The following is a 22,270-nucleotide window of genomic DNA, read 5'->3' on the forward strand; positions in this document are numbered from 1 at the left end:
CGTCATCGCTACGTGACCCTCTCATACGGTTTACTGTAAGCATACGGTTTACTGTAAGTTATTTCCGGCACAACCGCGACCCGGGCGGCGGTTGCGCCGGTAAATCGGTACAGTAATCCGTATCAGTAGTAGTCCGGTTCGCGTCTCCGCGGCCGACGGGGGTTGAACAGTCCGCCGACCGCGCCAGCGAGCGCGCTCTCGAGGGCCATTACGAACGCGACCAGCATTGCTACGGTGAAGATGCCAAGTCCAGCGAGACCGCCCATCACGCCACCCGCGGGACCAGCCGCCCAGCCGGCGACGGCGACGAACAGCGCGATCAACAGGCCACCGAGGAGGCCACCGAGCGCGCCCGCGAGCAGTCCGTGCCAGAATCCACGGAGGAAGCCACCGCCGGCGACGTAGCCGGCGACGAAGCCGCCGATCAGTCCGGCTGCAAGCTGGCCGACACCCGGTAGTGTCAGTCCAACGATGCCGAGAACGGCCGTGATGAGAAACCCGATGAGAACCGCTCGCCAATTTGTCATACGGTCACGAGGGTCGCCGAGAGAATAAACACTCGCCTCGTAACGAACGACCTTTTAAGACCGCGCTCCGTACGTGGAGACATGATTTTCGAAGACCTTCCGACGACGCCCACGTCGGAAGAGCTGATCGACAAGGCGTTTTCGCGGGCAGCGCGAGCCGGCAAGGCCCAGGGCGGCCTCGAGGCCCAGCAGTCGATGCTCCAGACGGCGTCGAACATCGTCTCGGACAATTTAGAGAACGTCGTCACCGCGTGGCCGGACTTCGAGTACGAAGACGATGTCCACCCGTTCTATTACGAACTCGCAGATGTGATCGTCGATGTCGACGAGCTACGCCAGAGCCTCTCTGAAGTGATGTGGGCAAGTCGGAAGGCCCGCGAAATCCACGACGAGTACCAGCCACGGCTCCGAAAGACCGACGTCGACACGGCCCGAAAACACCGGAAGCAGGCCTTTGCACGACTCGCAGACATCGTCGAACAGATCGACGACGACTTGCTGTATATCAACGAGGCGCGAAACGACCTCCGGGACTTGCCCGACATCGACCCCGAGGAGCCGACGATCGTCGTCGCCGGCTACCCCAACGTCGGCAAATCCTCGTTCGTCAACGACGTCACCCGTGCCCGTGGCGAAACCGCTTCCTACCCGTTCACGACGAAGGGGATCGGCGTCGGCCACCTCGAGCGAGACCACATCCGCTACCAGCTAGTCGACACGCCAGGGTTGCTCGACCGCCCGCCGGAAGACCGCAACAAGATCGAATCCCAGGCCGTCAGCGCCATCGAACACCTCGCGGACTGTATGGTCGTGATGGTCGATCCAAGCGGCGAGTGTGGCTACCCGCTCGAGTCACAACTCGAGCTTCGGGATTCGATCGGCGTCCAGTTCGAGGAGGTGCCAGTGCTGACGGTGGCGAACAAAAGCGACCGCGTGGCGGTCTGGAACGCCGACACCGACGAGATGGCCGCCGACTACACCATGAGCGTCGAGACCGACGAGAACGTCGAGACGGTCCTCGAGGCCGCAGTTGCGGCAGTCGACTACGAGCCCGAACTGCCGTTCGAGGAGTAACCGATGTCGTTCCCTCGTGAGCAGTACCGGTCGTCCGGCGATCTATGAAAGGGCCAGGCGTTCTCTGGATGATACAGACAGCGGCTGGTCTCTCGATGGCCGGCCCGATGTTCGTCATCGGCGTTTCGTATCTGTTCTCGGGAGACCCGCTTGGCGTCGGATTTCTCGCTCTCGGAGCGATCGCGTTGTATCTCCCGACGTACTTCGTCAACCAGATCGGTGGACCCCGAACGTGGATTCGCCAGCGTCGTAACGCTGCCGACGAAGAGTCCGATACGGACACTGCGTCCGAGCGAGCGAACGCGACTGGTGGTGACGACGAACGTCGATCTTTCGCGCGTCGCGTCCGACGCTGGTGGTCGAAGTGACTGCTTTTTCTCCTCGCGGTCGTCGGACTGTGCCCGACTGCACGAGGGCTGATCGATTCTCCCGTTTTGACTCAGCGCGGGGTCGATGGGAGTCAGACGGTTTGCTGGCAGTCAGTTCTGGCGCGACCGCAGGAGCGCGCAGTCGCGCCGGGACATCGATACAGCAGTCCGTATCAGCATAATTCGAGGTGGAGCCTTCGACCTCGAGGAGCGAGTGTAGTGAGCGAGTAGGTCGGAGAGGAAACCGACTAAGGACGACGCAACCGCACGACGGTAGCTACCCGGCTCCCGAGAGTATAACAACCGTCAGAGAGAGGGTGTCATAGAACGAGTAGCACACCAAAGAGCAGGGTGAACGCTGAGGTGGATGAGTTCAGCGACCCTGCAAGATGATCCTTCGGTAGAGTCGTTCTTCAATGTCGCGGAGACCGAGACGCTAGCGTTGTTTGAACACCTTTCCTTCAAGTTTCTCGAAGAGTTCGACGTGTTCGCCCCGGCGCAGACGGGGCGAACACGAGAGCACAAACCACCAGAGCTGATGCGTGGCTTTCTCCACTGCTACTACAAGGACATCTACGGTATTCGCCCCGTCGAACGAGAGCTTCAAAACACGGTTGTCTGGCTGAGCTATGGCTTCGATCGACCGCCGTCGAGAGACGCGGTCGATCGTTTCCTCACTGGCCTCGAACACGTCGTTGACGAAGTCTTTGACCGACTCGTCGAGCAGGCCGCCGTCCGCGGCCTGCTCGACTTGACCTACTGCATCGATTCAACGGACGTGAGGGCGATGCCTGCCGATCAAGATGCGTCGAAGTGCTACGATCCAACCGACGATGAGTACTACTACGGCTACGGCTGTACGATCGTCTCGACCGGGCAAAAGATCCCGATCGCGGCGGAGTTCACAGAGAGTAAACAAGCGCCAGAGGAGATGGCGATGCGCGTCACGCGTGACGCGCTCGCCGTCGCCAAGCCGATTTGGATGGTTGGTGACAGCGCCTACGACACGCCCGACTGGCACGACCACCTGCTGACCGCAGGGGTCGTGCCAGTCGCTCCGTACAACGCGCGAAACACCGATGACCCGAAAGACATCGAGTACAGGGTCGAAGACCGCATCGAACAACACAGCAAGGACGTCCAGCTGAAGCAGTCCACGCTGGATGAGACGTACAACCGCCGTACTGGAGTCGAACGAACCAACGAATCAGTGAAGGACTGCGGCCTCGGGCGAACGCACGCCCGAGGCCGCGTCCACGCACGGGCTCAGGTGTTTCTTGCCCTGTGCCTTCGTCTCGTCGTCGCAATCACCAACTACGAACGCGGAGACAATCCGGGAAGTACGATCATCACGGTGTGAGAAGAGTTCTATGACACCCTCTACGGAAACGCCTTTCCACGACCGGAACCCACTTGGAAACGATGCTACTCGCCTCGATCCCGACCGATCCCGTTACGCTTCTGTTGGCGCTTTTCGCGCTGTTCGGACTGCCGCTGATCGTCTTCGGTCTGGTTCTCTTCTACGCGGGCTACGTTCGGTACGACGCCGACCGGTCGCTCGAGGAGCTACAGACCGAACTCGAGGACTCGGCGGACTCCGGACAGTCGGCCGAGACGGCTGTGATCGACGAGCGTGACCGTGACCGTGACCGTGACCGTGACCGTGATCGAGCAACGGGAACGGAGCGACGGCAAGCCGACGACGCCACGGGAGCGGACGACGATCGGTAGTCGTCTGTGTCGATCGGTGCCGTCGTTTTGGGTGCATTCTCGAGTCGCTGGCGGGGTGCAGTCACTCTGGTTGTGGCGGCTCTGTTTCTGAAGACGACAGTGTGACTTGTTCGTCGCCGTGGTTGGTCACCCGGCTGAAGACGGTTAGTCCGGCTTTGAACACGGCGAGTAGGACGGGCCCGAGGAACAGCCCCATAATCCCAAGTAGGTAGATTCCGCCGATAACGCCGACGAGGACGACTGCGGGGTGGAGCCCGGAGCCGTGGTCGACGAACAGTGCACGCAGATAGTTGTCGACTACCGAGAGGACGGCGATACCGTACGTGAACAACACGACTGCCTGCAGGGGATCGGCGGTGATTGCGAGGTAGATAACCGCAGGCCCCCAGACCAGCCAGACGCCGATCGCCGGCAGGAAAGAGACGATGATCATCACGACCATCCAGAAGGTCACGTTGGGGACGCCGAGCAGGTAGAAGCCGAGGCCGCCGAGCATGCCCTCGACGAGCGCGACGAGGACGTGACTCTGGATCACTGCCCACGTGACGACTTCGATCTCGTCGAACAGCTCCTCGCGGACGTCGTCCTCGAGCGGGGTGACGGCACTGACCCAGGCGACGAACGTCCGGCCGTCGACGAGCAGGTAGTAGAGGACGAACACGAGCACGAGCATGCCGAAACTCATCCGGACGCTGGCATTTAACAGGCCGACGATCTCCATCAGTACGACCTCGACAGCGCCACCGATCGAGCCTTCGATTTCCGAGAGGAGCTCGGCCTCGATCGACGCGAGTACTTCTTCTTCGATTCCGGCGTCGATCGCGGCCTCGCGAAGTGTTTCGATGGCAGCCAGTTCGTCGAACCCGTCCAGAAAGTCGAAGGTCGTCTGGAGGAGGATGATAGAGAAAAACAGAATCGGAACGACTGCGGCGACGATGGCAAACGCAGTCAACGCGAGCCCGGAGACGCGTTCGTCGACCCGCTTCTCGAGTCGTTGATGAACCGGATAGAGGACGAACGCGAGGAGGCCAGCAGCCATCACGTACTGTAACAGCGGCGCGACGAGCAAGGCGGCGATCGACCCCAGTGCGACGAGCAGAGCGCCAAAAAACGCCGTACGAGCGTCCATACGCCGTCTTGTGTTGGGGATGACGTAAACGTTGACATTACGCGGGAAGCACAGCCGGGACTGGCTTCTCGTTCTGTGAACCCGACCTGGGTGTGCTAGTTCTTTGGCAAGTCTGAACGGATGAGTGAAACCGAATGCGGTCGTCTGGGTTCACGCAGCAGTCGACGCTTGGCGGAGTACTAGATTTTTCGAGCGGGTTCTCGGCGGCTGGGAACCGTCGTCACAGCGGGATCGGCAGCCAGGTGATCGCCTCGAGTACCGGCGTTGGATCGAACAGGGGGTCGTGGAGGACGAGCCAGTCGAGCAGGACGAGTCCGGCACCGTGTGCGATCACGGAGGGGAGAATCGAGTCGGACTTGTAGTCGACTGCGCCGAAGAGGATGTCGGTCGGGCCGGACAGCAGGAACTCGATCGGTGGTTTCGAAGAGTGATGGATCATGTAGACGATCGGGCTGATAAGGACTGCTTTGAAGCCGATCTCTTTGACGCCGACACAGAGCAAGCCGCGGTAGTACGTCTCTGCGGCGAGTGCTAGTACGAACAGTTTGACAGCGTGGGGGAGAAACTCCTCCATCGCGGCCGAGGTCTCCCACATCGGGTAGAACGCCCTGATCGTCGGCAGAGTCGATCCGACCAGGTAGAAGGGGAAGACGAAAAGCGAGAGCAACGCAGCGTTCCGGAGCGCGACCCGGTTTATCCTCCAGCCGATGTGATTGCCGTGTGTCAGTCCCAACGTCAACGGCCCGCCGATCAGGAGAATCGCGTCGACGACGACCCGACCGGTGAGGTCGCCGCTTGGGACGTACCGCATCCACAGCAACGTCAGGACGGCACCGGTCAGAAGCGATTTCTGGAACCAGGAGAGACGGTCGAACTGATCGCGAAGCCAGCCAGTAGCGGTTCGCTGTCGGCTGTGTCGTTGCGATCGCTGTTCCTCACCTGCCACAGGTGGTTAGTCGTCTGCGGTCGGAACCGGTCCAGTCCCAACGACGTCGCGGACGTGGTCCTCGAACTCCTGACGACGCTGGAAGTACGTCTCGTCGACGTCCTCGAGAACGGTCGACAGCTCGTGAGGGCCGTCGGGCGTCCGGAGGACGCTGTCGCCCTCGAGACGCTCGAGTTCGCTTTTTTCTTTGGGCCAGGTCAGTCGAGAGCTGACGCGGGCAAGCGGTACGCCTTCGACCGGAGTTGCCTCGCCGAGGGTCACGGCTGGTTCGTCGTCCTCGTCCTCGCTCATGGTTGGGGGTTCGCGAGCGCGTCGATTCAAGGTTTCGCTTCCACCGTTGCCCTCGTCGCCGGACGGGAGCGGAACGCGGTTCCTGGTGCGTCTTCGGCGGCCACCGACCCTGACCTCTCCACAGCCCGAAACGTGTCTGACGTATCGTTTTGTGCGGGGAGCTCAAAAGACACGGGTATGACAAGCCTGACGGAGGTCTACGAGGGACACGAACGGGAGGTGACGAGCCTCCGGCGGCTGTACGCGGGAACGGCACTGGTTCTGCTGGGGGCAGTCCTGTCGGTCGTCGCCGTGCTCGTCGCGACGACCAACCTCTTTGCCGGTTTCGTCGTCGAACTCGCCGACTGGGGCATGTCCGACAACTTCGCCGTCGTCCGCGTCGCTGGCGTGCTCGCGGGGGTCGGAGTCCCAGCCGCGCTCGTCGGCGTCTTCATCGTCTTGCCCGCCAGCCATCGTGTCCGCGCTGCGGCCGCGATCAGCGCGAGCCTCTGTCTGCTTGGTGTCTGCCTCTTCTGGTATGCCTACCCCGAAAACTGGCGCTACGGGAGCGACCAACTCACGCTCGAGGTGTCGGCAATCTACCTCCTGGGGCTCTTTACGGCGGTCTGGTGTCTGTTCACCGCCATCGTCAACTTCAAGACGCGAAACGATCCCGGCGGCATGCTCGAAATGAACGTTACTCGACATAACACGATCCTCGCGGTCGACGAGGACGACGGGGACGACGAGGACGACGAGCCCGCCGGTGCGGGCGGGGTCGGCCTGTTCGGAATCTCGCCGGAAGGGGACGTCGAGACGCAGACGAACGTCGACGACGGTGGGACAGCGGACCCAGCGCCCGTCGGCGGTCCGGCGACGAGCGACGGTGGGTCGACGACTGCAGACATCACGTCGCCGCTAGACGAGACGGGGCCAGCGACGGCCGCGAGCGACGACCGCTCCCGAAATCGGGGTCGGGAACCGACAGATCGCTACTGTGGGAACTGTCGTCACTTCGAGTACGCTCGCTCGTCGTCGGGCATCGTCCCGTACTGTACGCTCGATGGCACGGCGATGGACGACATGGACGATTGCCAGGAGTGGGAGCCGAACCGCGAGTGACGATCGGAACCTCTTACAGGCCGATCGACTGTCGAACCATCTCGAATCCTCTTCTGGGCAGATCGTAGATGATCGCCGCGGCGACGACGAGTTCGAGTACCGTCACCACCACCGTCATCAGATCGGCGCGACTGCTGCTGACGGGGACGCCGATCGGAAGATTGTACTCCGTTTTCGTGATCGGATAAAACAGCGCGATGCCTCGCTTGCTCCCTGCCACGTCCAGGACGTAGTGGGTCAACACGCCGATCCAGACGTACTCGAGGTTGTCGAACAGTTCGGGAAAGAGGAAAAAGCCGATCAAAAGCGGCAGGTTGTGCAGCGTCTTGCGGTGTTTCCCGAAGGCCGTGTCGATGTCGGGCACCATCGCACCGAGCGTAACGGGGACGCCGATCGCGACGATCGTTTCGAACGTCTGCAGGTCGCCTGCGGGCTCGAGCAGGTAGCCAAGCCCGATACTCAGTAGCACGGCGTTGAGAACGTGTCCTCGCTTGTTCATTATCCGCTACTGGAGAGTCGAGCGGGGAATAACTTTCTGCTCGGCTGACGGTCCTGTGAGCGACCGTTCACTGACGCGTTCGTTCGATTGTCTCGAACAGGGTCTCGAGCGCCCGATCGACGGTCTTCGCGCGGATGTCGGTGCGGTCGCCGTCGAACACGTACCGGGAAACAGTGGCGTAGGAGGCTTCGCTCCCCCACGGGCCGGCGTAGGCGACCCCGATGTAGACCGTCCCGACGGGGTTCTCTTCGGTGCCGCCGGTGGGACCGGCGATGCCGGTCGTGGCGACGCCCCAGGTGACGTCGCAGACGTCGCGGACGCCGCGGGCCATCTCGCGGGCGACGGGTTCGGAGACGGCTCCGTGTTCGTCGAGCGCCTCGCGGCTGACGCCCAGTTCGCGGCGCTTTGCGCCGTAGGCGTACGTCGTCAGCCCCGCCTCGAAGTAGTCGCTCGCGCCCGGAACTGCGGTGATCGCCGCGCCGATCAGTCCGCCCGTACACGATTCGGCGACGGCGAGCGTCTCGTCTTGCTCCCGGAGCACGTCGGCGACTTCCATCGGGAGTTCGCGGTCGACGTCGTCGTTCATGCTCGAGTAGAGGGGGTGGAGCGTTGTCAAAGCGCGGTTCGACGACCGGCCAGAACGAAAAGACGACGTACGCCCCAGCCGGACGTACCCGTATGGAGTACGAGACGCCGCTTTTCTTTCGGGTGATGGAGTACGCTTCGCAGGCCGAGGGCGACGTCATCGACATGGTCAGCGGGAATCCCGACTGGGAACCCCCGCAGGCGCTACGGGACGGCCTCCACGAGTACGCCGATCGCGAGCCGGATGCGTTCCAGTACCCACCCAGCGAGGGGCTGCTCGAGTTGCGCGAGGAGATCGCTGCACGCCGGGGGGTCGACCGCGAACAGGTCGTCGTCACCAACGGCGCAGGCGAGGCGAATTACCTCGCAATGGCTCGCGCACTCGAGCGTGATCGGGGTGACGAGATTATCCTCACCGACCCGGTCTACCCCTACTACCCGGGGAAGACGACGATGCTCGGCGGGACCCAGTCGTTCGTCGCGGCGAACGAGAACGGCCAGCTCGACCCGGCCGATGTCTGCGAGGCAGCCAGCGAGGAGACGGCTGCGATCGTCGCCAACTCGCCGAACAACCCGACCGGTGCGGTCTATCCCGAGGAGACGATGCGGAAACTCGTCGCGATTGCCGAGGAGTACGACGCCGTCCTGATCAGTGACGAAGTGTACGACCACTTCGACCTCTCCGGGAACTTCTCGAGCGCGCTCGCGGTCGATTCGGATCACCGGATCGTCACTAACGCCTTCTCGAAGTCGCTGGCGATCACCGGCTTCCGGGTGGGGTACGCTATCTTCCCGCCGGAACTGGTCGCAAACGCCAAGAGCCGGCACATGCTGGTTAACGTGGCCGGCAGCCGGCCGTCGCAGTATGCCGTCTTGCAGGCACTTTGCGGGACCGGTCCGGACTACTACGAGCGAAACCGCGACCGCTTGCGCGAGCGCGTCGACGCGTTCACCGACGCCCTAGATCTGACGGGCGCGGAGTACACGACGCCCGAGGGCGCGTTCTACGTGATGGCGCGCTTCGAGGGGTATCCCGGGACGCTCGAGAATGTCTTCGAACTGATCGACGAGGCCGGCGTCGCGGGGATGCCCGGTAACGCGTTCGGCGACTCCCGCTCCGACTGGCTCCGGTTCGCGCTCGTGACGCCGCGGGTCGAGGAGGCGGCAGACCGGCTGGCGGCGTACTTCGAGTAATCGCTCGAGACCGACGAATACTCGTGTGGGCGCGGGGAACGGAGATGTATGAGTGGAATCGACGTCGAGCCGGTCGACGGGGAAGCCGAGAGCGCGGACGACGACACGACCATCGAGGTGACGCCGACGGACTCAGTCGACGACACCGACGAACGCCGGACTGTCGACGTCGATCCTGCCGGCGAACCGATCGAGGGGCCGGACTACGTCCTCTACGGCGGGAAAGGCGGCGTCGGGAAGACGACGATGGCGGCCGCGACCGCGCTCGACAGCGCCCGGTCGGGCGTCCGGACGCTCGTCGTCTCGACGGACCCGGCACACTCGCTGTCGGATACGTTCGAGACCGACGTTCCCTCCGACCCGGGGCGACTCCGTGAGGACATCCCTCTCTATGGAGCCGAGATCGATCCCGAAGCCGCCATGGAGCGCGGACAGGCGGCGTTCCTCGGCGACGGCGGTCCGGGTGGCGGTGCAGGACCGCTCGGCGGTCTCGGCGACATGTTCGGCGACGACTCACCGATGGACGCGCTCTTTGGCGGCTCCATGCCCGGTGCGGACGAGGCCGCCGCGATGCAACTCCTGCTCGAGTACCTGGACGATGACCGGTTCGAGCGCGTCGTCGTCGACACCGCCCCGACGGGCCACACGTTACGGCTGCTCGAGTTGCCCGAGATCATGGACACGATGGTCGGGCGCATCCTCCAGTTCCGCCAGCGAATCGGCGGAATGTTCGAGAACATGAAGGGGATGTTCGGCGGGCAGGAGCCACCCGAAGACCCCGGAGACCTCGAGGATCTGCAGGTGCTTCGAGAACGCATCGAACGGCTCCGGGCGGCGCTGCGAGACCCGGCGCGGACGGACTTCCGGATCGTCCTCGTGCCCGAGGAGATGAGCGTCTTCGAGTCCAAACGGCTGCGCGAGCAACTCGAGGAGTTTTCGATTCCGGTCGGGACGGTCGTCGTCAACCGCGTGATGGAGCCGCTGTCGGACGTTACCGACGCCGTCGAAGGCGACGCGGCGTTTCTTCAGCCGAATCTGGACGACTGCGAGTTCTGCCAGCAACGCTGGGACGTCCAGCAGTCGGCGCTGGCCGAAGCACAGGAGCTGTTTCGCGGCACTGACGTCAAACGCGTCCCGTTGTTTGCCGACGAAGTCAGGGGTGACCGAATGCTCGCGGTCGTTGCAGCCTGTCTCCGTTGAGCTTCCCGCCGCGTCGTCGGCGGGTTGTCGCCCGTTTTTGATGTGTCTATCGTCGCCACTGGACCGCAGTGCCGACTCGATCGCACGCTGGTCGCCGGGCTCGACCCACAGTGTAGGTGTGGCCCGCCACTAGTACCGTCCCAACCGTCGACTGACGGGTCGAATCGAGCGACACCACCAGATTCGACCCATCAGTTCAGGCTTGGCCCGCCACTAGAGATCGATCGGAGTCTCGAGTTCGGGGTCGGCCTCGACGATTGCCCCAATCTGGGGTTTCCACCGGTCAAACGTCGACGTCGGTGTTACTAGGTGATTCGTCGAGTCGTACTCGAGTAATCCTGCCGAGTCCAGTTTCGGAAGGTGTCTGTGAGACAATGCGATCGTGGCGTTCGTTCGGCCGGTTCTGGGGGTTGCCGACGCGTCGCAGTCGTGTTCGACGACGGCTTCCGCGAGGGCTGTCACCGTCGTCGACTCCGATCGGTCGATGAACACACCGAGAACGACGCGACGCCGGACGTGTCGACACAGGTCGAGGAGAGTATCGAATTCGATCGCATCGTTACACATCACTCCAACAGCAACCTGCTATCGCACTCAATGTTACTTCTAGCTATACAACCTGTTTTTGTAGCTACGCTTCGGGCCGTCGCGTCGTCTCTGGGAGCGTCGTTGCGAGAAGCTGATCGATGCCACGCCAGAGTCGAGATGCGACCGCCTGCTGGGAGATGCCGAGTTCGTCACCGAGTTCTTCCATCGTGACCGCGCGTGGCGAGTCGAAGTACCCACGGTCGAACGCGAGCACCAGTGCTTCTCGCTGTGGTTCGGTCAGCACCGCCTCGACGGTCGAGTCGGTCGGCGTGAGCGGATGGAGATTCCGCAGCGTAATTGGAACGTCCAGTTCCCGGCAGCGTTGCTGGAAAGAAACGATGTCGCTGCGGTCGTCGCCACGAACGTCGAACGTCCACTGTGTGTCGGTGCCGACCGCTTCGACGAGCGGAACGTCGGTCTCGGTGAGCGCGTGCAGGATGCCGTCGTGGTCGCTGGCCCACTCGACCCGCAACAGGTGCTCGTCTTCGACGGAGTCGACAAGTTCGATCCGTCGGATCTCCGGTTGGTCGGCAAAGAACTCCTCGATGCCGTCGGTTTCGACGCCCCGAACCCAGAAGTACGGAACGAGGGCGTCTCGAGACGGGATAACCCGCTCGAGTTCGATCGTCGCGTCCGGCAACTGCTCGAACACGCTCCCGAGCGGAAAGCGATCCGCCGGAAGCGTAAACGTCGCCTCGGTAGCCATCTGGCGATTCGTTTCGCCCTCCCCGTAATACGACTCACGGTTTGTGTTGCCAGCACGGTGCCGTCCGTCGATACTCGTGTGCGTTCGCTCTCTCCTGGGGCGTCGGACGCGTCGCAGACGACCGCGGAAGTCTCGCGTGGGCGACCGCTGTCGCTCGACCGGTTGCCTGTCTGATCTCTGTGCCGGGAAGACGAGTGGCCGTGGACTGCGACAGCGGCCAGGGCCCCGGTCGCCTGCTCGTTGTTGGTCGCGTTCCGGTGGAGAGTCCCGGTTCGAAAGAGCTTTACTTTCGCTGGCTGACCCAATAGTCAGTGAGCGTCGAGTCGATGGGACCGACCAGTCCGGTGCCGTCTCGGTCGCTGGGCTCGCTTGAGTCCGCCGGGTGGTCCCGTGCGTGCTACGTTGCCCGCGATCTCTCCCCAACTGAGCCAGTTCGACAGAGTAACCGATGAGTCCGCCGGAGTCGCCGTCCGATTCCGGATCGGACTCGTCGACCGAGACCGAAGCGGGGGCGAGTAGCGACGCGTCTCCGGACGCCGACGGCGATACCTCCTCGAGTTCGGGTCCTGACTCCGATCGGATGGGCGGCTCGATCACGGACGGGAGTCTCGTCAAACCGCTCTTTCACCTGGCCTGGCCGATCGTCGTCATCCAGTTGCTGCAAGTCACGTACAACGTCGTCGACACGCTGTATCTCGGTCGGCTCTCGGCGGAGGCAGTCGGCGCGATCAGTCTCGCCTTTCCGCTGATCTTCCTGCTTATCGCCGTCGCCGGCGGGTTCACGACCGCGGGTGCGATCCTGGTCGCCCAGTATACGGGCGCGTCGGGCGACCGTTCCGCGGGAATGGTGGCCGGACAGACGGTCTCGTTCGTCGCCATACTCTCGGTCGTTCTCGGTGTCGCAGGCTACTTCTACACCCGGCCGGCACTCGAGATTCTCCCGAGCGATCCCGACACCGCTGCAACCGTCATCCCGCTTGCCGCCGACTACATGGAGGTCTTCTTCCTCGGCCTCCCACTGATGTTTGGGTTCTTCGTGTTCTCCGCGCTCATGCGTGGGCACGGCGACACGCGGACGCCGATGCTCGTGATGGTCGTCTCCGTCGTCATCAACGTCTTCCTCGATCCGTTTCTCATCTTCGGCTTCCAGGACAACCCGCTTTTCACGTGGCTCGGGCTGGAGACCCTCGAGGCGACGCTGTTCGCCGCAGTCGGCTTTACCGGCTGGGGGATCGAAGGTGCAGCGGTCGCGACGATCGTTGCCCGCGGCGTCGGCACCGGGATCGGACTCTGGTTACTGTTCGCAACGTCGCTTGGCCCGGACGTCGGCCTCGAGCACCTCCGGCCCGACCTCGAGTTGATCGAGGACATCGTCCGGCTTGGCACTCCAAGCATGGTCGAACAGAGCACGAGCGCGCTGGCGATGATCACGCTGACGGCGATGGTCGTCACCTTCTCGCCGCCGGTCGTCTCCGCTTACGGGCTGGGTAACCGACTGATTTCGCTCGTGTTCCTGCCGGCGATGGGGCTCGGCCGGGCGATCGACACGATGGTCGGGCAGAACCTCGGAGCCGACAAGACACGCCGTGCCGCGCGGTCGGCCTGGATCGCCGCCTCGACCGGCGCGGGCGTGATGTTGCTGGTCGCAGTGATCGCAGTGACCTTTACCGAACCGATCGTGAGTGCGTTCCTCGGGGACGTCCCGGACGCGCCAGCAACGATTGAGTACGGTGTCGAGTACGTCCGGATTCGATCGGTCGAGTTTGCCTTCATCGGCGTCTCACAGGTGATGCTCGGTGCGTTCCGGGGCGCGGGCAACACGACCACGGCGATGCTCATTTCGATTCTCACGCTGTGGGTTGGCCGCGTCGGGAGTGTCTACGCGCTCGTGTTCGTCTTCGACTGGGGGCCGACCGGCATCTGGGTCGGGATGGCCGTCGGCAACGTTCTCGGTGCGATCGTTGGGGCCGCCTGGTTCGCCCGAGGAACCTGGAAAGAGAAGTACATCGACGACGAGAACGCCGACGAGACCGTCTCCGACAGTGCCGCGAGCTAGTACCGTCCCAACCGTCGACTGACGGGTCGAATCGAGCCACACCGCCAGATTCGACCCCTCAGTTCAGGCTTGGCCCGCCACTAGTACTCCGCCAAGCGTCGACTGCTGAGTGAACCCAGACGACTGCATTCGGTTTCACTCATCCGTTCAGGCTTGCCAAAGCACTAGTACTCCGCCAAGCGTCGACTGATGAGTGAACTCAGACGACCGCATTCGGTTTCACTCATCCGTTCAGGCTTGCCAAAGCACTAGTACCGTCCCAAGTCTACTCTGGCTAGTGCGCTGTACTTCTGATCGAGAATCGTGATCGGTTTGGACCAACTCTCAAATAGGCGGTCCACGCTTGGGACGCTACTAGTACTCGTCCAAACCTTTTCTCGTGGCTACTGGCTTTTCGTTCTCACTACGTGGGGATCAGTGCGGTGGTTGATACCATGCACCCAAAGCAGTTCGCACATTCCCGATGCCGACCGACGAACCGACGGCCGACCAGCAAGCACGTCTCCTCGAGACGATCCTGGCGTCCAGTCCAGCCACGGTCCCGGACCTAGCCCACGACTCGAGAGTCATCCTGCGACGATCGAGCGATGCTGTCTCACACTACAGCAGGCGGGGTCCGTTCGGCACTGTACGGGCGGCACGGTCGTCGGTTCCGGCGGTGTGTCGGCGTGTGGCTTTCCGAACACCTCGCTCGAGGCACACCCGAGACAGTAGTGGTTGTACCCAACCGAACTCGTGTAGACGGGAATGCCTGCGAGTGCGTACTCCTCGCGGTAGCGACGGACGAGTCCCTTCTCGACCGGACCCTGGCAGGAGACACACTGCTCGTGGCACTCCTCGTCGGGCTGGATGGTGCGTCGGTCGACGCTGCGGACGCGGCCGAACGTCGAGAGCCCGTGTCGGCGCTCGAGTCGCGTTCGGAACCGGGGGTTGGCGAAGACGCCGAACGCCGCGGTGACGAACGCGAGGACGAACAGGATCGCCGCGCCAACTGCGGTCATCGCGGTCGTCTCGAACTCGAGAAGGATGCGAGCGCCGGCCCCGGCGATCATGAGCGCGAGGACGACCAGCGACCAGCCGGCGATGCCATACAGTAGGTTGGAGACGGAATCCGCGAGCGCGACGACGCCAGACGTGGACTTGGAGTCGGAGGGCACGGCTCACGAGAGTATGTTCGGCTCAGTGTCAAGAACGTTCCGTCACACCTCGAGTGTCGGCGGCTCGGCTGGATTCAGACGAGTTTCCGCAGAACGGCGTAGCCGGCGTCGCGAAGCCGATCCGGGAGGAACCGGGCGTAGACGCCGTACTGTGCCAGCGGTCCCACGGGGTAGCGGGCCGGCGGGTCGGGCGTCGTGCTCGCGGTCAGGATCGCTCTGGCGACGTCGTCGGGTTCGGAGGCGAAGGGACCGCCCCTTCCACCGCCGATCAACTGCATCTCGTCGTACAGTTCGTACAGCGTCTCGTAGGCCGGCGTCCGTTCGTTCTCGGGTAACTCCTCGTCGACGCGCTCGGTGAAGTTCGTCTCGACCGGCCCGGGCTCGACGACGACCACGTCGATTCCGAACTCCTCTATTTCCGCACGCAGCGAGTCGCTCATCGCCTCGAGCGCGAACTTCGAGCCCGAGTACGCGCCCGACCCCGGGAACGAAACCCGGCCCGCCGCACTCGAGACATTGACGATCCGGCCCGCCTCCTGGGCGCGCATGTGCGGTAACGCGGCGCGGACGAGTCGGTGCGGACCGTGGACGTTGACGTCGAACTGTCTGTGGAGGTCGGCCGTAGAGATGTCCTCGAGCGGCCCCATCTGGGCGTAACCGGCGTTGTTGACCAGACAGTCGATCGCGCCGGCGACGTCGACGGTTCGCTCGACTACGCGTGCGACCTGGTCGGGATCAGTGACGTCGAGTTCGAGCGTCGTACAGCCTGCCTCCTCGAGTTCGGTGATGTCGTCGGTGTTGCGAGCCGTCGCGAACACCTGCCAGTTCTCCTCGAGGAAGGCGTCGGCCGTCGCACGGCCGATCCCGGACGAACAGCCCGTGATCAGGACGGACCGTTTGCGCGTGTAGCGGTCGTCACTCCCCTCACCGGTCGCCGTCTCCGGATCGTCGCCGGCGGAACCGTCGGTACCCTCGTCGTCAGCGGTGGCCATGTGGAAGACATTCGTGAGACGATACCTAAGTATCGATGGTTTGTCGCGCTACTCGTAACGTCTGCATCGGTATCTTTTCTGTTCTGTCCGCAATGTTCCAGAGGCGACCAACCTGACCGCCCCCGATCCGCTCGAGTCGCCTGCCGACGTGCGCTCCTCGCTCCCGATGGTCGCTGCGGTGCTTTGGTCGGCACGCTCTCTGACCGGATCGGCCCCTTTCATACGGTTTACTGTAAGTCATTTTCGGCACAACTGCGACCCGGGCGGCGGTTGCGCCGGTAAATCGTTACAGTAATCCGTATCAGTCCCGCCCGATGGCACCAGCCTGCCCTTCCCCGGGTCGCGCGGCTCTCGCAGTGCTCGGGCCGCGCTCCCGGCCCCGTGGCGTGCGGTGGCGACGCGCTCGAGCATTGCGAGGGCGCGTCGTCCATGCTGCGCGAGGGAGGAGTGAGCGAGAGCGCGACGTTCCGCGTCGCGGACGGCGAACGGCCGGAGGCCGTGAGCCCGGGCACGAACGAGTCGGCTGGGGAGGAAGCGGATCTGTGGGTGGGACTGAAAGGGGCCGGGGGCTTTCGGGGTCGTTCTGGTTTCACTCTTTCTTCGGATTCCTCCATCAACCAGCGTCCAGCATTTCTGTACTGCTCTCGAGCGCTATTCTACGAGTGACTTCGCTTCCTCGGCGTAGCTGTCGGCCAGCCGAACGGGTTCGGGGAGTTTGTACTGCGAGGAAAGCGCCTGCACGACGTCGGCAGCCGTCTCCGGGCCGACGCGGTGGCCGGGGCTGACGTAGAGGGGATTGATGTGGCGGTTCGGCGAGTCGTACTGGCGCGTCTGGACGGCATACCCCAGCAGGGTGCCGTCGGGGGCGTCGACCCTCGAGTTCGCCTCGATCGACACCCGTGTTCCTGCGGGGAGGTTCTCGGTGGATTCGGTCGGCTCACCACAGAGAAGGCTCTTTGCGACGCCGACACTTGGTACGTCACGGACAACGCCGACGTGGGTCGCGATCCCTGCCTGCCGGAAGTGGATGCGGCCGCTGCCGTCGAACAGCAACAGATCGGGGTCGACGGACAGTTCCGCGAGCGCCGCGAGGATCGGCCCGCCCTCGCGGAAGGCGAGCAGCCCGGGAATGTAGGGGATCTCGAGGGGCGTCACGGCGTGGGCGCGTTCGATTACCTCGCCGGCCTGCGTGGCGACGACGGCAGAGAGCGCGCGGTCGTCGTCGAGAAAGGACTGGTCGACGCCGGCGACGATCGGTGCGGAGTCGTCGGCACTCGCGGCCGCCTCGAGTGGGGTCGTGATCGCAGCGGGATCGAACCTGACGTCGTCCTCGAAGACGGCAGCGTCGGCGATCTCGCGCTGGAGGGGTTCCATCTCGTCGCGCGAGAGCCCGGCTTCGGGTGCGAGATCGGGGCGTGTAGGCATTGGCGAGGTGTTGCCGTCCGACGGAAATCAGTGCTAGGGTTGGACGGTTTGCTGTCAGTCAGTACCGGTGCAGCCGTTTTCGGGTTGCGGTCGCATTGGGATATCGGGACAGCAATCCGTCTTAGAGCCGGCGACGACCGCCACCGGGACCGCCAGGGCCACCAGGGCCGCCGGGGCCGCCGGGGCCGCCGCCACCGCCGAGTTGGAGCTGGTTCGGTGTACGGACGTTCTGGGTCCGTTTGACGTACTCGCCGTAGGCGAGACCGACGAGCAGTCCGACCAGGTGTGCCGCGTGAGCGACACTGAACGCGCCTGCAGCACCGCCGCCGACGAATGCGAGGCTGATGACTGCGACCCCGGCGGTCAACACCCACAGCGGCATCGGGATCATGAAAAAGAGGTAGACTTTGAGGTTCGGGTTCAGGATCGTGATGACGCCCATGATCGCGAGTGCCGCGCCACTCGCTCCGAGTACTGGCGTCGTTCCACCCTCGAGTGCGGTCAAGGTGATCTGGCTGAGGCCCGCGAGGGCACCGCTGACGACGAACAGGATCGCGAACTTCTTCGACCCGACGTACCGCTCGACGATCGGGCCGAAGAAGAATATCACGATGCTGTTGAAGACGATGTGGGTGAGCATGCCCGGGCTGTGGGCGAACGTCGACGTCACCCACGTCCAGACGTACTCCGGGTTCAGCGGCGAGAGCGTAAACAGTGCGTTGTGAAGCGGTCGGCCGCCGATAAAGAGGGCGACGAACTGGAACAGGAACGTGATCCAGATCAACAACAGGATCGTGTACGTCATGTTCCCGCGGAAGTACGCCAGCGGGCCGCCCGGACCGGTGTCGATCGGCAACGCGTCGAGGACTCTCGAGCCGACCGACTTCGATGTCTCCGAACGGCCGGACTGGACGCTGTCGTCGAATCCGCTCCCGAAGACGCCGCTCGGATCGTTCCAGTTCTCGAGCCCGGAGCAGTTGTGGTTCTCCGGGAGCCGATGGTCGGCACAGTGGGTTCCGCCACAGTGCCGACAGTTGTACGGCATGTTTTCGTCTTTCCCACACACGTCGCACTGGGCCATTGGGCGGTGGTAAGGGGGCAGTTGCTAAGGGATTTGGGGTTCGCGTCGCCTCGAGGCCGAGTGAATCGGCGGTGACTGGGGCGCTATCTAGTACCGTCCCAACCGTCGACCGACTAGTTGAGAGTTGGCCCAAACCGATCACGATTCTCGATCAGAAGTCGAGTGCACTAGTCAGAGTAAACTTGGGACGCTACTAGCACGGCAGCCAAGTCAGAGCGATTCGTGTGTGACGGTTCCGTTGGAGTAGTGGACGGGCCGGTCTTCCCGTAACTGGAGACATCCTGCGTCCGGTCCACTGGTCGAAAAGCCACAGCCGCGGAGTTCGCCGTCGAGGTATCGTTCGGTCCGCAGCGCATCTGCAGCGTCGGGATACGGTGTGTCGTACTCGATCCGGTACCGGGTTTGGCCGGGACACTCGTCTGATTCGATTGTCGCGTTGTGCGTTTCGACGTGAACGCGATACTCGGCGACCGTTGCGTCCTCCGGCGACGTTCGACGGATCTGGGCGGAGACCTCGGTGTGTTTCGAGGTTTCGTTGATCGTCCCGACCCAGACGCCGCTACTGCTGGATTTCGAGTATGCACGGACGTCCTCGTGACACCCCGAGTCGACGATTTCGACGGACTCGATCTCGGGGTCGGGCGGGGAGTCGTCCAGAACGGACAGGCCACCGACGGCGACCGTACCGATGGCGACGCCGACCAGGAGCGTGCCCACGAGGAGGACTCGAGTGTCGACGGCGTCGAACCAGCGAGTCGGACTCGGTCCCGCGTGTCCCGCCCCGCTGGCTTCGTCCCTGCGTTCGTCTTTCTCGGGATCGCTCATCGCGTCCGATTTGTCAGCGAGGTGTAAAAAGTCCTCTCTTTCGGATCGCGGGCCGGCGGTCGCCGGAACGACGACTCGCCGCGTACTGTACACTTTTGGCTCCCCGGAACCCACGTTCGGACGTGCAAGAGTACGAGCGCAAGCAACTGCTCGAGCGCGTCGAGCGCGAGAGTGCGACCGTCGGCGTGGACATCCCGGAGACGATCGACGTCCAGGGGGAGAAGATCGACCTCCAGACGTTCGTCTTCGAGATCAAGCGCCGGGAGACGGTCCCACCCGGGGAACGCGACCGCGTCGAGCAGGCCAAGAAGAACCTGCGTCGCGAACGCCTCGAGCGCATAGAGCGGATCGAGGAAGGCGACATCCCCCGTGAGAGGGGGGAGGAGCTCGCCAGGAGTATCATCGGGATCGATCGTGCGCTGAACGCTTTAGAGAGTCTCGGGTCGACCGACCTCGAACGCGAACAACAGGCGAAGCAGGCCGCCGATCGCAAACGCTGGCTGTCGTTCCTGAAGAAAGCCCTCGGGCGCGAGGACGACCAGAGCCCACGGAGGGGTCGCTGATGGCGACGAACGCCGAAATCGCCGGCCGGTTCGAGGAGTTCGCCGACCTACTCGAGGCCGACGATGTCGAGTACAAGCCCCGTGCGTACCGCCGTGCAGCCGAGAACGTTCGGTCGCATCCGACGCCGATCGCGGACTACGTCGCTGCCGACGACCGCGAGGCGATCGAGGGGATCGAGGGCGTCGGTGACGCCATCGCTTCGAAGATCGTCGAGTACGTCGAGACCGGCGCGATCGAGGAACTCGAGGAACTGCGTGCGGCGTTGCCGATCGACATCGCGGACATCACGCGGATCGAGGGCGTCGGCCCGAAGACGGCCGGGAAACTCTACCGGGAACTCGGGATCGAGACCTTGGACGACTTAGAGGCGGCCGCCGAGGCCGGCGAGATCCAGGCGGTCAAAGGCTTTGGCCCCAAGACCGAGCAAAACATTCGGGACAACCTCGAGTTCGCTCGCGAGGTCGGCCAGCGCCACCTCCTGGGCGAGGGGCGGCCGCTCGCGGACGACGTGCTCGCCTACCTCGAGGACCTCGAGACGGTCGAGCGCTGCGAGGTCGCTGGTTCGATCCGGCGCTGGCGCGAGACGATCGGCGACGTGGACGTGCTCGCGGCGACCGACGCGCCGGAGGCCGTGGTCGAGGCGTTCGTCGACTGGGGCTCCGTCGGCAGCGAGATCGAGTCGGGTCCGGCGAAAGCCAGCGTCCGCATCGGCGAGATCCGGGTGGACCTCCGGGTCGTCGCACCCGAGGAGTTCGGCTCCGCCTTGCAGTATTTCACGGGGAGCAAAGACCACAACGTCCGGCTTCGCAACTACGCGATCGATCAGGGGATGAAACTGAACGAGTACGGTGCCTTCGACGTCAGCGACCTCGAGGACGCCGAGGACGGGCAACGCGTCGGCGATCGCGTCGCCGGCGACACCGAGGCGGGGATGTACGAGGCGCTCGGCCTCTCCTGGATGCCGCCGGAACTCCGGGAGGATCGCGGCGAGATACCGGCCGCGGAGAACGGCGAGTTGCCGGACCTGCTGGCTCGGGACGATGTCCGGGGCGACCTCCACACCCACACCGAGTGGTCCGACGGAAACGACACCGTCGCGGAGATGGTCGCGGCCGCAGCGGAACGTGGCTACGACTACTTCGCGGTTGCGGACCACGCCGAAGGCCCCGGCGTCGTCGGCGGGATGGGGCTCTCGAACGAGGAGATCTTAGCGCAGGTCGACGTCGTCCGCGAGGTCGACGCCGACACCGAGATCGAGGTCTTCACGGGGATCGAGGCGAACGTCGACGCCAGCGGCGATATCGGTCTCTCCGAAGACGTGATCGAGGCGCTCGACGTCGTCGTCGCCTCGCCCCACAGCGGCCTCGACCAGGACGCCGAGACGGCCACTGACCGACTCGTCAGGGCGATCGAGAACCCGGCGGTCGACGTGCTCGGCCACCCCAGCGGCCGACTGCTCAACGAACGCTCCGGCCTCGCGTTCGACGCCGCCGAACTCGGCCGAGCCGCAGCCGAACACGGTACTGCTCTCGAGGTCAACAGCAACCCCCGCCGACTCGACCTGTGGGGCAGTGCCGTCCAGGCCGCCATCGAAGAGGGTGCGCCGATCGCGGTCAACACCGACGCCCATCGGACGACGACCCTCGAGTTTATGCGCTGGGGCGTCCACACCGCTCGCCGCGGGTGGGCCGAACCCGCGGACGTGATCAACACCTGGGAACTCGAGGAGTTGCGGACGTTCCTCCACTGATGCGACTCCTCCTCGACGTCATGTGTGGCGGGATCGTCTCCTCCCTGCGGATGTGCAACCACGACACCGTCTACGCTGGCGACCGCGACCTCGAGGCCGACGACGCGATTCTCGAGACTGCTCGAACGAACGAGCGAACGCTCGTGACGCGTGACGTCGCGCTCGCGAACCGGGCGACCGAGAAGCCGGGGTCGATCCTGCTCGAGTCCCGCGACGTGGACGACCAGTTATCCGAGCTCGCCGCGGCGGGCGTCCCACTCGAGCCCGCCGACGAGCCGCGGTTTTGCGGCCGGTGTAACGGCCCGCTCGAGGCCGTCGACCGGTCGGCCGAGACGCCCGAGTATGTCCCTGATACGGGTGTGAGTGGCGTTCGCCGCTGTCGCTCGTGTGACCAGTACTTCTGGCGCGGGAGTCACTGGGAGCGGGTCGAGCGGACGCTCTCGAGGATCGTCGCTGGCAACGAGAACGAACGCGAGTAGAA

24 protein-coding genes are annotated in these 22,270 nt (G+C 64.0%); 11 read left to right on the forward strand and 13 right to left on the reverse strand.

The genetic code is table 11. The features are described 5' to 3' along the window. Positions 1-122 precede the first annotated feature (122 nt). The gene (locus NATGR_RS09885; protein WP_005577567.1) at positions 123-527 is read right to left on the reverse strand and encodes a DUF5518 domain-containing protein; all 405 of its coding nucleotides are present in this window, start codon (positions 525-527) and stop codon (positions 123-125) included. A gap of 81 nt (positions 528-608) precedes the next feature. Between NATGR_RS09885 and NATGR_RS09890 the strand changes: the two genes are divergently transcribed. From NATGR_RS09890 to NATGR_RS09905, 4 genes are all read left to right on the forward strand, one after another. After that, positions 609-1,601 (forward strand): NOG1 family protein, encoded by a 993-nt coding sequence (locus tag NATGR_RS09890; RefSeq protein ID WP_005577564.1) that lies wholly within the window; start codon positions 609-611, stop codon positions 1,599-1,601. A 44-nt stretch (positions 1,602-1,645) separates the two neighbouring features. Further along, entirely contained in the window at positions 1,646-1,969 is a 324-nt protein-coding gene (locus NATGR_RS09895; RefSeq protein WP_005577563.1) for a hypothetical protein, read from the forward strand. A 367-nt stretch (positions 1,970-2,336) separates the two neighbouring features. Continuing rightward, the gene (locus NATGR_RS09900) at positions 2,337-3,329 is read left to right on the forward strand and encodes a transposase (RefSeq protein ID WP_015233529.1); all 993 of its coding nucleotides are present in this window, start codon (positions 2,337-2,339) and stop codon (positions 3,327-3,329) included. Positions 3,330-3,391: 62 nt separating this feature from the next. Next, complete coding sequence (locus NATGR_RS09905) at positions 3,392-3,700, forward strand: hypothetical protein (protein WP_005577555.1); 309 nt, start codon at positions 3,392-3,394, stop codon at positions 3,698-3,700. 61 nt (positions 3,701-3,761) lie between these two features. Here NATGR_RS09905 and NATGR_RS09910 read toward each other — a convergent pair whose 3' ends face one another. The 3 genes from NATGR_RS09910 to NATGR_RS09920 all read right to left on the reverse strand — a co-directional run bounded on the left by NATGR_RS09910 (position 3,762) and on the right by NATGR_RS09920 (position 6,066). Then, positions 3,762-4,829, reverse strand: a complete 1,068-nt coding sequence (locus tag NATGR_RS09910) for an AI-2E family transporter (RefSeq protein WP_005577554.1) — start codon at positions 4,827-4,829, stop codon at positions 3,762-3,764. 220 nt (positions 4,830-5,049) lie between these two features. After that, positions 5,050-5,775 (reverse strand): CPBP family glutamic-type intramembrane protease, encoded by a 726-nt coding sequence (locus NATGR_RS09915; protein ID WP_005577553.1) that lies wholly within the window; start codon positions 5,773-5,775, stop codon positions 5,050-5,052. 6 nt (positions 5,776-5,781) lie between these two features. Next, positions 5,782-6,066: a DUF5789 family protein gene (locus tag NATGR_RS09920; RefSeq protein WP_005577545.1), complete on the reverse strand. Its 285-nt coding sequence runs from the start codon at positions 6,064-6,066 to the stop codon at positions 5,782-5,784. Between the two features lie 177 nt (positions 6,067-6,243). Between NATGR_RS09920 and NATGR_RS09925 the strand changes: the two genes are divergently transcribed. After that, entirely contained in the window at positions 6,244-7,167 is a 924-nt protein-coding gene (locus NATGR_RS09925; protein WP_005577543.1) for a DUF7139 domain-containing protein, read from the forward strand. A gap of 13 nt (positions 7,168-7,180) precedes the next feature. Here the strand turns inward: NATGR_RS09925 and NATGR_RS09930 are convergent, their stop codons facing one another. Next, positions 7,181-7,666 carry a metal-dependent hydrolase gene (locus tag NATGR_RS09930; RefSeq protein WP_005577540.1) on the reverse strand — a complete coding sequence of 162 codons (486 nt, stop codon included), beginning with the start codon at positions 7,664-7,666 and terminating at the stop codon, positions 7,181-7,183. Positions 7,667-7,733: 67 nt separating this feature from the next. Next, on the reverse strand, positions 7,734-8,252 hold the full coding sequence (locus NATGR_RS09935; RefSeq protein ID WP_005577538.1) for a CinA family protein: 519 nt from the start codon (positions 8,250-8,252) through the stop codon (positions 7,734-7,736). 92 nt (positions 8,253-8,344) lie between these two features. On the opposite strand from NATGR_RS09935, the gene NATGR_RS09940 reads away from it, so the two are divergent. Continuing rightward, entirely contained in the window at positions 8,345-9,445 is a 1,101-nt protein-coding gene (locus NATGR_RS09940) for a pyridoxal phosphate-dependent aminotransferase (protein WP_005577530.1), read from the forward strand. Between the two features lie 48 nt (positions 9,446-9,493). Further along, positions 9,494-10,645, forward strand: coding sequence for an ArsA family ATPase (locus NATGR_RS09945; RefSeq protein ID WP_005577528.1), 1,152 nt, complete (start codon positions 9,494-9,496; stop codon positions 10,643-10,645). 213 nt (positions 10,646-10,858) lie between these two features. On the opposite strand, the gene NATGR_RS09950 is transcribed toward NATGR_RS09945, so the two are convergent. Both NATGR_RS09950 and NATGR_RS09955 read right to left on the reverse strand, forming a co-directional pair. Continuing rightward, a complete protein-coding gene (locus tag NATGR_RS09950; RefSeq protein WP_005577526.1) occupies positions 10,859-11,212 on the reverse strand; it encodes a DUF7344 domain-containing protein in 354 nt (117 codons plus the stop codon). A gap of 64 nt (positions 11,213-11,276) precedes the next feature. Continuing rightward, complete coding sequence (locus tag NATGR_RS09955) at positions 11,277-11,939, reverse strand: helix-turn-helix domain-containing protein (protein ID WP_015233531.1); 663 nt, start codon at positions 11,937-11,939, stop codon at positions 11,277-11,279. A gap of 448 nt (positions 11,940-12,387) precedes the next feature. Here NATGR_RS09955 and NATGR_RS09960 point away from each other — a divergent pair, with 448 nt between their 5' ends. After that, positions 12,388-13,995, forward strand: a complete 1,608-nt coding sequence (locus NATGR_RS09960) for an MATE family efflux transporter (protein ID WP_005577522.1) — start codon at positions 12,388-12,390, stop codon at positions 13,993-13,995. A gap of 566 nt (positions 13,996-14,561) precedes the next feature. On the opposite strand, the gene NATGR_RS09965 is transcribed toward NATGR_RS09960, so the two are convergent. The 5 genes from NATGR_RS09965 to NATGR_RS09985 form a co-directional block, all read right to left on the reverse strand. Next, positions 14,562-15,152, reverse strand: coding sequence for a hypothetical protein (locus NATGR_RS09965; protein ID WP_005577520.1), 591 nt, complete (start codon positions 15,150-15,152; stop codon positions 14,562-14,564). 74 nt (positions 15,153-15,226) lie between these two features. Then, on the reverse strand, positions 15,227-16,144 hold the full coding sequence (locus NATGR_RS09970) for an SDR family oxidoreductase (protein WP_005577518.1): 918 nt from the start codon (positions 16,142-16,144) through the stop codon (positions 15,227-15,229). A 651-nt stretch (positions 16,145-16,795) separates the two neighbouring features. Then, complete coding sequence (locus NATGR_RS09975) at positions 16,796-17,569, reverse strand: endonuclease V (protein WP_005577513.1); 774 nt, start codon at positions 17,567-17,569, stop codon at positions 16,796-16,798. 121 nt (positions 17,570-17,690) lie between these two features. After that, positions 17,691-18,650 (reverse strand): rhomboid family intramembrane serine protease, encoded by a 960-nt coding sequence (locus tag NATGR_RS09980; protein WP_015233533.1) that lies wholly within the window; start codon positions 18,648-18,650, stop codon positions 17,691-17,693. Positions 18,651-18,860: 210 nt separating this feature from the next. Beyond that, a complete protein-coding gene (locus NATGR_RS09985) occupies positions 18,861-19,475 on the reverse strand; it encodes a hypothetical protein (RefSeq protein WP_015233534.1) in 615 nt (204 codons plus the stop codon). A 122-nt stretch (positions 19,476-19,597) separates the two neighbouring features. Between NATGR_RS09985 and NATGR_RS09990 the strand changes: the two genes are divergently transcribed. Genes NATGR_RS09990 through NATGR_RS10000 form a run of 3 tightly spaced genes read left to right on the forward strand, consistent with a single transcriptional unit; the run spans position 19,598 to position 22,268 of the window. Then, positions 19,598-20,038 (forward strand): DUF5788 family protein, encoded by a 441-nt coding sequence (locus NATGR_RS09990; RefSeq protein WP_005577507.1) that lies wholly within the window; start codon positions 19,598-19,600, stop codon positions 20,036-20,038. After that, positions 20,038-21,789, forward strand: coding sequence for a DNA polymerase/3'-5' exonuclease PolX (gene polX, locus NATGR_RS09995; RefSeq protein WP_005577505.1), 1,752 nt, complete (start codon positions 20,038-20,040; stop codon positions 21,787-21,789). The genes NATGR_RS09990 and polX overlap by 1 nt, the downstream gene beginning before the upstream one ends. Next, on the forward strand, positions 21,789-22,268 hold the full coding sequence (locus NATGR_RS10000) for a Mut7-C RNAse domain-containing protein (protein WP_005577503.1): 480 nt from the start codon (positions 21,789-21,791) through the stop codon (positions 22,266-22,268). The genes polX and NATGR_RS10000 overlap by 1 nt, the downstream gene beginning before the upstream one ends. Positions 22,269-22,270: the final 2 nt, after the last annotated feature.

Source organism: Natronobacterium gregoryi SP2 (assembly GCF_000230715.2).
Classification (GTDB): domain Archaea; phylum Halobacteriota; class Halobacteria; order Halobacteriales; family Natrialbaceae; genus Natronobacterium; species Natronobacterium gregoryi.

Bases quoted from the DNA above. Each gene is read 5' to 3' on its own strand.
- NATGR_RS09960 (WP_005577522.1), top strand. From the start codon at position 12,388: ATGAGTCCGCCGGAGTCGCCGTCCGATTCCGGATCGGACTCGTCGACC.
- NATGR_RS09920 (WP_005577545.1), bottom strand. From the start codon at position 6,066: ATGAGCGAGGACGAGGACGACGAACCAGCCGTGACCCTCGGCGAGGCA.
- NATGR_RS09890 (WP_005577564.1), top strand. From the start codon at position 609: ATGATTTTCGAAGACCTTCCGACGACGCCCACGTCGGAAGAGCTGATC.
- NATGR_RS09985 (WP_015233534.1), bottom strand. From the start codon at position 19,475: ATGAGCGATCCCGAGAAAGACGAACGCAGGGACGAAGCCAGCGGGGCG.
- NATGR_RS09930 (WP_005577540.1), bottom strand. From the start codon at position 7,666: ATGAACAAGCGAGGACACGTTCTCAACGCCGTGCTACTGAGTATCGGG.
- NATGR_RS09980 (WP_015233533.1), bottom strand. From the start codon at position 18,650: ATGGCCCAGTGCGACGTGTGTGGGAAAGACGAAAACATGCCGTACAAC.
- NATGR_RS09935 (WP_005577538.1), bottom strand. From the start codon at position 8,252: ATGAACGACGACGTCGACCGCGAACTCCCGATGGAAGTCGCCGACGTG.
- NATGR_RS09900 (WP_015233529.1), top strand. From the start codon at position 2,337: ATGAGTTCAGCGACCCTGCAAGATGATCCTTCGGTAGAGTCGTTCTTC.
- NATGR_RS09905 (WP_005577555.1), top strand. From the start codon at position 3,392: ATGCTACTCGCCTCGATCCCGACCGATCCCGTTACGCTTCTGTTGGCG.
- NATGR_RS09895 (WP_005577563.1), top strand. From the start codon at position 1,646: ATGAAAGGGCCAGGCGTTCTCTGGATGATACAGACAGCGGCTGGTCTC.
- NATGR_RS09885 (WP_005577567.1), bottom strand. From the start codon at position 527: ATGACAAATTGGCGAGCGGTTCTCATCGGGTTTCTCATCACGGCCGTT.
- NATGR_RS09910 (WP_005577554.1), bottom strand. From the start codon at position 4,829: ATGGACGCTCGTACGGCGTTTTTTGGCGCTCTGCTCGTCGCACTGGGG.
- NATGR_RS09970 (WP_005577518.1), bottom strand. From the start codon at position 16,144: ATGGCCACCGCTGACGACGAGGGTACCGACGGTTCCGCCGGCGACGAT.
- polX (WP_005577505.1), top strand. From the start codon at position 20,038: ATGGCGACGAACGCCGAAATCGCCGGCCGGTTCGAGGAGTTCGCCGAC.
- NATGR_RS09955 (WP_015233531.1), bottom strand. From the start codon at position 11,939: ATGGCTACCGAGGCGACGTTTACGCTTCCGGCGGATCGCTTTCCGCTC.
- NATGR_RS09950 (WP_005577526.1), bottom strand. From the start codon at position 11,212: ATGTGTAACGATGCGATCGAATTCGATACTCTCCTCGACCTGTGTCGA.
- NATGR_RS09925 (WP_005577543.1), top strand. From the start codon at position 6,244: ATGACAAGCCTGACGGAGGTCTACGAGGGACACGAACGGGAGGTGACG.
- NATGR_RS09940 (WP_005577530.1), top strand. From the start codon at position 8,345: ATGGAGTACGAGACGCCGCTTTTCTTTCGGGTGATGGAGTACGCTTCG.
- NATGR_RS09945 (WP_005577528.1), top strand. From the start codon at position 9,494: ATGAGTGGAATCGACGTCGAGCCGGTCGACGGGGAAGCCGAGAGCGCG.
- NATGR_RS09975 (WP_005577513.1), bottom strand. From the start codon at position 17,569: ATGCCTACACGCCCCGATCTCGCACCCGAAGCCGGGCTCTCGCGCGAC.
- NATGR_RS10000 (WP_005577503.1), top strand. From the start codon at position 21,789: ATGCGACTCCTCCTCGACGTCATGTGTGGCGGGATCGTCTCCTCCCTG.